The sequence below is a fragment of the Streptomyces sp. NPDC086147 genome, from assembly GCF_040702165.1.
Classification (GTDB): Bacteria; Actinomycetota; Actinomycetes; order Streptomycetales; family Streptomycetaceae; genus Streptomyces.
Map to the genome: position 1 here is coordinate 1 of NZ_JBFBJO010000045.1, position 7,894 is coordinate 7,894.

General features: G+C 73.2%; 10 protein-coding genes. 8 read left to right on the forward strand and 2 right to left on the reverse strand.

Annotated features, from left to right (window positions below; genetic code table 11):
* Positions 1-166 precede the first annotated feature (166 nt).
* On the forward strand, positions 167-976 hold the full coding sequence (locus tag AB0398_RS33985; protein WP_366379536.1) for an inositol monophosphatase family protein: 810 nt from the start codon (positions 167-169) through the stop codon (positions 974-976).
* A gap of 117 nt (positions 977-1,093) precedes the next feature.
* On the opposite strand, the gene AB0398_RS33990 is transcribed toward AB0398_RS33985, so the two are convergent.
* Entirely contained in the window at positions 1,094-1,267 is a 174-nt protein-coding gene (locus AB0398_RS33990; protein WP_366379537.1) for a hypothetical protein, read from the reverse strand.
* 349 nt (positions 1,268-1,616) lie between these two features.
* Between AB0398_RS33990 and AB0398_RS33995 the strand changes: the two genes are divergently transcribed.
* From AB0398_RS33995 to AB0398_RS34010, 4 genes are all read left to right on the forward strand, one after another.
* On the forward strand, positions 1,617-2,270 hold the full coding sequence (locus AB0398_RS33995) for a response regulator transcription factor (RefSeq protein WP_030211224.1): 654 nt from the start codon (positions 1,617-1,619) through the stop codon (positions 2,268-2,270).
* Positions 2,271-2,275: 5 nt separating this feature from the next.
* The gene (locus AB0398_RS34000; protein ID WP_366379538.1) at positions 2,276-3,514 is read left to right on the forward strand and encodes a HAMP domain-containing sensor histidine kinase; all 1,239 of its coding nucleotides are present in this window, start codon (positions 2,276-2,278) and stop codon (positions 3,512-3,514) included.
* A 395-nt stretch (positions 3,515-3,909) separates the two neighbouring features.
* Positions 3,910-4,206 (forward strand): DUF4193 domain-containing protein, encoded by a 297-nt coding sequence (locus AB0398_RS34005; protein ID WP_003955561.1) that lies wholly within the window; start codon positions 3,910-3,912, stop codon positions 4,204-4,206.
* Positions 4,207-4,218: 12 nt separating this feature from the next.
* On the forward strand, positions 4,219-5,274 hold the full coding sequence (locus AB0398_RS34010; RefSeq protein ID WP_366379539.1) for a hypothetical protein: 1,056 nt from the start codon (positions 4,219-4,221) through the stop codon (positions 5,272-5,274).
* Between the two features lie 58 nt (positions 5,275-5,332).
* Here AB0398_RS34010 and AB0398_RS34015 read toward each other — a convergent pair whose 3' ends face one another.
* Positions 5,333-5,845: a DUF3093 domain-containing protein gene (locus AB0398_RS34015; protein WP_366379540.1), complete on the reverse strand. Its 513-nt coding sequence runs from the start codon at positions 5,843-5,845 to the stop codon at positions 5,333-5,335.
* A 58-nt stretch (positions 5,846-5,903) separates the two neighbouring features.
* Here AB0398_RS34015 and AB0398_RS34020 point away from each other — a divergent pair, with 58 nt between their 5' ends.
* The 3 genes from AB0398_RS34020 to AB0398_RS34030 are packed head-to-tail and all read left to right on the forward strand — an operon-like array spanning position 5,904 to position 7,760.
* The gene (locus AB0398_RS34020) at positions 5,904-6,488 is read left to right on the forward strand and encodes a PaaI family thioesterase (RefSeq protein ID WP_030211231.1); all 585 of its coding nucleotides are present in this window, start codon (positions 5,904-5,906) and stop codon (positions 6,486-6,488) included.
* Positions 6,488-7,000: a dUTP diphosphatase gene (dut, locus tag AB0398_RS34025; protein ID WP_062751823.1), complete on the forward strand. Its 513-nt coding sequence runs from the start codon at positions 6,488-6,490 to the stop codon at positions 6,998-7,000. The genes AB0398_RS34020 and dut overlap by 1 nt, the downstream gene beginning before the upstream one ends.
* A 1-nt stretch (position 7,001) precedes the next feature.
* A complete protein-coding gene (locus AB0398_RS34030; RefSeq protein ID WP_366379541.1) occupies positions 7,002-7,760 on the forward strand; it encodes a DUF3710 domain-containing protein in 759 nt (252 codons plus the stop codon).
* The last annotated feature ends 134 nt before the right edge of the window (positions 7,761-7,894 follow it).

A 7,894-nucleotide genomic window follows, 5' to 3' on the forward strand; every position in this document is an offset into this window, starting at 1 on the left:
CACACTCGGACCCTCCCACGACCTGTGCCCCATCGGCTGCTGCCCCGCCAGAACCGAACGACCCGCGGCGGCCGGCGCCGACAGCCCATACGCGTAGGAGGACCCGCACGCGTCCCCGTACGCGCGGGAGAACCCCGTGACCCGCCCGCACGCGCAAGGAGATCCCATGACCGAGGTCCCCGACCCCCTGCTCACCGAACTGCACGAGATCGCCCTGGAGGCCGCGCGGCGGGCCGGAGCGCTGCTGCGCGACGGCCGGCCCGACGACCTGGCCGTGGCGAAGACCAAGACGAGCCCCATCGACGTGGTCACCGAGATGGACATCGCCGCCGAGAAGCTGATCACCGGCTTCCTCGCCGAGCACCGCCCGCAGGACGGCCTCCTCGGCGAGGAGGGCGCCGCCAGCCCCGGCACCAGCGGCGTCCGCTGGGTCATCGACCCGCTCGACGGCACCGTGAACTACCTCTACGGCCTGCCCGCCTGGTGCGTCTCGATCGCCGCCGAACGGAACGGCGAGGCCGTCGTCGGCGTGGTCGAGGCGCCGCTGCGCGGCGAGACGTACCACGCGGTCCTCGGCCGGGGCGCGTACGCGGGGGACCGGCGGCTCGCCGTCCGCCCCTCGCCCCCGTTCGACCAGGCCCTGGTCGGCACCGGCTTCGCCTACGTCCAGACCCGGCGCGCCCACCAGGCCGAGGTGGCCCGGCAGGTGATCCCGCGCGTCCGCGACATCCGGCGCGCCGGCTCGGCCGCCCTCGACCTCTGCGACGTCGCCGCGGGCCGCCTCGACGCGTACTACGAGCGCGGCCTCAACCCCTGGGACCTCGCGGCGGGCGGGCTCGTCGCCCGCGAGGCGGGCGCCCTGACCGGCGGCCGCCCCGGGGAGCCGGCCTCAGGCGACCTGGTGGTCGCGGCCTCCCCGGGCCTCTTCGCGCCCCTCCAGGGGCTCCTGGAGGAGCTGGGGGCCTGGCACGACTGAACCCCGCCCGTACGGCCGGCCCGGCCCCGGCGGGCCGGGGGCGGACGGACGAGGGCCCCGGTGCCGGGACGGGCACCGGGGCCCTCGCGGGTCCACGACTCCAAGGGGAGCGGCGGGTCAGACGCCGGGCGCGGCCACCTCCACGCCGTGCTCGGCGGCCAGGCGGTGCAGGTCCTCCAGCTCCGCCTGCTCCACGTCCACCAGGTAGTCGTCTCCCGTCTCACGCGCCCGCGTGAGGTCCGTCTGCGTGGTCCTGATGCGGTGCAGCAGGCCGGCGGTGAAAGCGTCCATCGTGCGCCCCCTCGTCATGGGTCGAGTGGCACGGGGGTGTGCCGAGGGTGGGTCGGATCACGCACCGTGGTCTCCGGGGGACGGAGAGCTCCGGGTGGCGTGCCACATACAGGGCGTGATCGCGGGGTGTGCAGTCGTCCTCCCCAGCCCCTTCCGCGGAGAAACCTCAACTGGCCCGCGAATCAGGTGAATTCTCGGTGCCCCTTTCCGGGGCCCGATCCGGCCACGGGCCCGCACCGCCGCCTTACAGCCGGTTTACGCGCGTACGGGGCAGGATGGACACCCACAGTCAGCACAGCTATCGGCCGGTCCCCGTCCCGGGTCGCGGCTCAACGGAAGGATGTACGACGTGCGCGTACTCGTCGTCGAGGACGAGCAGCTGCTCGCCGATGCGGTGGCCACCGGACTGCGCCGGGAGGCCATGGCCGTCGACGTCGTGTACGACGGCGCGGCGGCCCTGGAGCGCGTGGGGGTCAACGACTACGACGTCGTCGTCCTCGACCGCGACCTGCCCCTCGTGCACGGCGACGACGTCTGCCGCAGGATCGTCGAGCTCGGCATGCCCACCCGCGTCCTGATGCTCACCGCCTCCGGCGACGTCAGCGACCGCGTGGAGGGCCTCGAACTGGGCGCGGACGACTACCTCCCCAAGCCCTTCGCCTTCACCGAGCTCACCGCGCGCGTGCGGGCCCTCGGCCGCCGCACGACCGTGCCCCTCCCGCCCGTCCTGGAGCGCGCCGGCATCAAGCTCGATCCCAACCGCCGCGAGGTCTTCCGCGACGGCCGCGAGGTCCAGCTCGCGCCGAAGGAGTTCGCCGTCCTGGAGGTCCTCATGCGCAGCGAGGGCGCCGTCGTCTCGGCGGAGCAGCTCCTGGAGAAGGCCTGGGACGAGAACACCGACCCGTTCACCAACGTGGTCCGCGTCACCGTCATGACCCTGCGCCGCAAGCTCGGCGAGCCCCCCGTCATCGTCACCGTGCCCGGTTCCGGGTACCGGATCTGACCGCGATGGCCACGACCCCCGCGCCCCACCCCCAGGCGCCCCCCAAGCCGACCTGGGACCCCAGGGACCCGGTCCGCCCGCTCCTCCGCCCGACCATCCGGATACGGCTCACCCTGCTGTACGGCGGGATGTTCCTGATCGCGGGCATCCTGCTGCTCTCGATCATCTACCTCTTCACCGCCCAGGCGCTCAGCGACAGCGCGGCCCAGCTGCCCTTCAAGATCGTCAAGGGCGAGGTCCAGGCCACCACCTCGTGGTGCGACCTGCCCGACACGGGCACCGTCGAGCAGTTCAACGACGCGGTCTCCGTCTGCCTCCGGCACCAGAGCGACCGGGCCCTGGACGCCCTCCTGCGCCGCTCGCTCTTCGCCCTGCTCGGCCTGAGCATCATCGCCTTCGCCTTCGGCTACGCCATGGCGGGACGGGTGCTCTCCCCGCTCGGCCGGATCACCCGCACCGCCCGCCAGGTGGCCGGTTCCGACCTGTCCCGGCGGATCGAGCTGGACGGCCCGGACGACGAGCTCAAGGAGCTCGCCGACACCTTCGACGAGATGCTGGAGCGCCTGGAACGGGCCTTCACCGCCCAGCAGCGGTTCGTCGCGAACGCCTCGCACGAGCTGCGGACCCCGCTCGCGATCAACCGCACCCTCCTGGAGGTGCACCTCTCGGACCCCGGCGCCCCCGTTGAGCTCCAGCAGCTCGGCAAGACCCTGCTCGCCACCAACGAGCGCAGCGAGCAGCTCGTCGAGGGCCTGCTGCTGCTCGCCCGGAGCGACAACCAGATCATCGAGCGCAAGCCCGTCGACCTCGCCGAGGTCGCCGAGCGGGCCGTCGACCAGGTGAACGCCGAGGCCGAGGCCAAGGGCGTCGAGATCCGGGGCGAGCGCGCGCCGGCCGTCGTCCAGGGCAACGGCGTCCTGCTGGAACGGATCGCGCTGAACCTGCTCCAGAACGCCGTGCGGTACAACGTGCCGGAGGGCGGCTGGGTGGAGGTCACCACCGAGGTCGGGAACGGCCAGGCGGTGCTGCTCGTCTCGAACACGGGACCCGTGGTCCCCGCGTACGAGGTCGACAACCTCTTCGAGCCGTTCCGGCGGCTCCGGCAGGAGCGGACCGGCAGCGACAAGGGGGTCGGTCTCGGCCTGTCGATCGCCCGGTCCGTGGCCCGCGCCCACGGCGGCCGTATCATCGCGGAGCCCCGCCAGGGCGGTGGTCTCGTGATGCGCGTCACTCTGCCGATCTGACACACTGCACGAGCCGACCGGTTCCGTTCGCTTTGCGCGGAATTCCACGGCCCGACCCCTGAGACGCTCATGTGTGATCGATCACAGGGGAGGGTGCGCGGGCATCCACTCTCCGTGACCGGGAAATCCCTCCGAAAACCAGGAAAAGTCCGGGTTTTCAGGGCCCCGAATGACGGGAAGTACACGGGGTGGCGCCCGCGAGGGACGCCCGCCGGACCGTGTACGGTCCGGTTCGCCACCCGAAGCCGATCACTCGTGAGAGGGCGCGACGGGTGTCGATTGAGTAACAGACCTTGATGTGAGGCAAAATCTCCGCCTCAGGTCGGGCACAAGTCCGACCTCTCACGCGTTACGTGCGCTGGAGACACCGCAACCACCCAGAGGGGGAGAGCGACATGGCAACGGATTACGACACCCCACGCAAGACCGACGACGACGTCGACTCGGACAGCCTTGAGGAACTGAAGGCCCGCCGGAACGACAAGTCGACCTCGACCGTCGACGTCGACGAGTTCGAGGCCGCCGAAGGCCTGGAGCTTCCCGGCGCCGACCTCTCGAACGAGGAGCTGGCCGTCCGGGTCCTGCCCAAGCAGGCCGACGAGTTCACCTGCATGAGCTGCTTCCTCGTGCACCACCGGAGCCAGCTGGCCCGGGAGAAGAACGGTCAGCCCATCTGCCGCGACTGCGACTGAGAACGCTCGACCGTGGCAGGCGACACACCGTCCCGGAAGCGGCGTCTGCGGCTCCCCGGGAGCCCGCGGACGGACAAGGGCGGACCAGGCCCGGCAGAGGGCGCCCAGGAGGCCCCCGACGCCGAGCCCACCGCCTCCCTGCCCTCCCTCGGCGCACGTGACGACGAGCGGGGCCTACCGGCCTCGCTCGAAGCGGCCGCCGAGCAGGAGACGGCGTCCCTTCCCCCGGAGTCGCCCCTCCCCGCGGAGCGGGAGACGGGGCAGGGCGACGGGTCGCCCGTCGAAGCGCGACGGGCCGGGCGCCTCGACGCCGTCAAACGGCTCGCCGACCCCGCACGGGGCCGGCTCGACAGGATGAAGATCGACTCCGACCGGATCGACGCCGTCCGGCGCGGCGTCGCGCAGGGCGTGAAGCGCGGCGGAGACAGCGCCAGGGCCGGCATCGGCCATCTGGCCGACCGGCTGATCGACCTCGCCCCGCGGATCCCCGTCCGCGACCTGGCGACCCTTCGCAGACAGTTCCCCGGGCTCGGCCCCGAGGAGATCGCCGACAAGCTCGTCACCGGCGCGGCGAACGCGTCCTCGACCGTGGGCGCGGGCATCGGCGTCGCCGCCATGCTCCCCGTACCCCCGGCCCTGCCCGCCGAGCTGGCGGCCGAGATCACCGGCGTCGCCGCCGTGGAGCTCAAGCTCATCGCCGAACTGCACGAGGTGTACGGGCTGCGTCCCCCCGGCCGGCTCACCCAGCGCTCGGCGGCCTATCTGACCTCCTGGGCCGAGGAGCGGGGCATCGACCCCACCAAGCCCACCACCGTCAACGCGGCGCTCGGCGGACAGCTCAAGCGCGAACTGCGCCAGCAGATCATGAAGCGCATGGTGCGCAACCTGCCGAACCTCATGCCGTTCATGGTGGGCGCCGCCGTCGGCGCCGTCATGAACCGCCGCGACACCAAGAAGCTCGCCGCGCACATCCGCAAGGACCTGCGCGAGCGCCAGGTCCCCTGGAGCGCCCTTCCGGAGCTGCCCCCGCTGGAGCAGCCCGAGAACCCCGAGGAACTGGGCTTCTAGGACCCGTCCGGCGGACCGCGGCCGGGGCTCCGCCGCCCCGGCCCCGCCCTGCCGTCCCTCAGGCCCCGGCGTCGGCCCGCACGGCCTCGACGGCCGCCTCCAGGGCCTCCGGCTCACGGCTGGACAGGTACACGTACGGCGTCGGGTCCGCCGGGTCCGTCACCTCGATCCGCACCGCCCGCGGCACGTAGCTGCGCATCAGCATGAAGGCGCGCGGATCCGCCTTGTGCGTGCGCCAGGCGCGCGCCTCCTCGGCGTCGAGCACCTCGACCGCCCCCAGCGCGGAGACCGGGATCCGCGCGTCCCCCGCCACCAGCGAACCGGCCACCACCCGGACGCGGGCGGAGCCGTACGAGGAGACCGCGGCACCGGCGAGCACCGCCGCCACGATCAGACCGCCCAGCATCGGGACCGTGCCGAACGGGACCATGATCAGACCGCCGGACAGGCCGAGCAGGCCCGCGATCACCCACCAGGAGCCGGGCGCCGTCAGCCGCTCGTCGAAGCGCGGCGCGGCCGGGACGGCGGAGGACTCGGGAGAGGGGGCCGGGGACGGTACGGAAGGCTGCATGCGTCCAAGCTTGGCACGGCGCGACCCGCGTCCGTCCGCGCGGGTAAGGTCTGCGCCTGTGACTGCAACATCTGCCGCCCTCACCCCGCCGGCCGACGCCATACCGCCGGTACGCCACCCCGACGCGCCGGCCCCCGGCGAGCTGCTCGGCTCGCACTACGGGCACTGTTTCGGGTGCGGCGGCGGGCAGCCCCACGGCCTCCACCTGGAGGCGCGGGCGGGCGAGGGCGTGACCGTCACCGCCGAGTTCACGGTGACCGCCGACCACCAGGGCGCCCCCGGCCTCGCGCACGGCGGCGTCCTCGCCACCGCGCTCGACGAGACCCTCGGCTCCCTCAACTGGCTGCTGCGGGTCATCGCCGTGACCGGACGCCTGGAGACCGACTTCCTCCGGCCCGTGCCGGTCGGCACCGTGCTCCACCTGGAGGCCGCCGTCACCGCCGTGCACGGCCGCAAGCTCTACTCGACCGCCGTCGGCCGGATCGGCGGGCCCGAGGGCCCCGTCGCCGTCCGCGCCGACGCCCTCTTCATCGAGGTCAAGGTCGACCACTTCATCGACAACGGGCGCCCGGAGGAGATCCGGGCGGCCATGTCCGACCCCGACCAGGTCAGGCGCGCCCGCGCCTTCGAGGTGAACCCCTGATGCGCAACCCCGTCGACGTACTGATCCGGCGCGTGGACCCCGAGGTCCCCATCCCGGCCTACGGACACCCCGGCGACGCCGGCGCCGACCTCGTGACCACGGAGGCCGCCGTACTGGCCCCCGGAGAGCGCGCCGTCCTGCCCACCGGCGTCTCCCTGGCCCTCCCCGACGGGTACGCCGCCTTCGTGCACCCGCGCTCCGGCCTCGCGGCCCGCTGCGGAGTGGCGCTCGTGAATGCCCCGGGGACGGTGGATGCCGGGTACCGTGGAGAGATCAAGGTGATCGTGGTCAATCTGGATCCGCGCGAGAGCGTGCGGTTCGAACGATTCGACCGGATTGCCCAACTCGTCGTCCAGCAGGTCGAGAAGGTGCGCTTCCACGAGGTGGCGGAACTTCCCGGTTCGGCGCGGGCCGAGGGGGGCTTCGGGTCCACCGGCGGCCACGCCGCCGTGGACGGCACGACGGGTGGGAATCGATACGCTTCGGTCGTATCCGACCGGGAAGGACAGTGACGTGTTCGGACGTCGCAAGAAGAGCGGTGCCGCCGAGGACGCGGCGGGCGAGGCCGAGCAGGTCGTCGACGCGGTGGAGGACGAGGACGCGGCCCAGCCGCGTCGGGTGAACCTTCCGCCCGCGCCCCGGCCCGACGGGCCCTGGGACATCTCCGAGGTCACCAAGCCCGACGAGGGCCGCGTGGACCTCGGCGGGGTCTTCGTGCCCGGCGTCGAGGGAATGGAGCTGCGGGTCGAGGTGGCGGGCGACGCGATCGTCGCGGCCACCGTCGTGCTGCGCGACAGCGCCGTACAGCTCCAGGCCTTCGCCGCCCCCAAGAACGAGGGCATCTGGGGCGAGGTCCGTGACGAGATCGCCACGGGCATCGTCGAGCAGGGCGGTGTCATCGACGAGGTCGAGGGGCCGCTGGGCTGGGAGCTGCGCGCGCAGGTCCCCGTGCAGCTGCCGGACGGCAACCGCGGCGTGCAGCTCGTGCGCTTCGTGGGCGTCGACGGGCCCCGCTGGTTCCTGCGCGGAGTGATCTCCGGCCAGGGCGCGGTCCAGCCCGAGGCGGCCGGGCTCCTGGAGCAGATCATCCGCGACACCGTGGTCGTCCGCGGCGACGGCCCGATGGCCCCGCGCGACCCGATCGTCCTCAAGCTGCCCAACGACGCGCAGATGGTGCCGGACGGCGTGCAGCAGGAGGAGCAGGAGAACTCCCGCTTCTCCGGCGGCATGGGCCAGCTCCAGCGCGGCCCGGAGATCTCCGAGATCCGCTGAACGGCGGGCTCCGGAAGCTCACGGACAAGGCCGGTGGGGCCGGGTGCCGGCCGACGGGGGCGGCGAAGGCCCCCCCGGCCGTTAGGGCCCGCCCCCCCGCGCCGCCCCCCCGGTTGCGAAAGAGGGGGGCGCCC

What these genes read in the sequence shown, in the direction of transcription:
- AB0398_RS33985 (WP_366379536.1), top strand. Translation starts at nt 167, where the DNA reads ATGACCGAGGTCCCCGACCCCCTGCTCACCGAACTGCACGAGATCGCC.
- AB0398_RS34015 (WP_366379540.1), bottom strand. Translation starts at nt 5,845, where the DNA reads ATGCAGCCTTCCGTACCGTCCCCGGCCCCCTCTCCCGAGTCCTCCGCC.
- AB0398_RS33990 (WP_366379537.1), bottom strand. Translation starts at nt 1,267, where the DNA reads ATGGACGCTTTCACCGCCGGCCTGCTGCACCGCATCAGGACCACGCAG.
- AB0398_RS34000 (WP_366379538.1), top strand. Translation starts at nt 2,276, where the DNA reads ATGGCCACGACCCCCGCGCCCCACCCCCAGGCGCCCCCCAAGCCGACC.
- dut (WP_062751823.1), top strand. Translation starts at nt 6,488, where the DNA reads ATGCGCAACCCCGTCGACGTACTGATCCGGCGCGTGGACCCCGAGGTC.
- AB0398_RS34005 (WP_003955561.1), top strand. Translation starts at nt 3,910, where the DNA reads ATGGCAACGGATTACGACACCCCACGCAAGACCGACGACGACGTCGAC.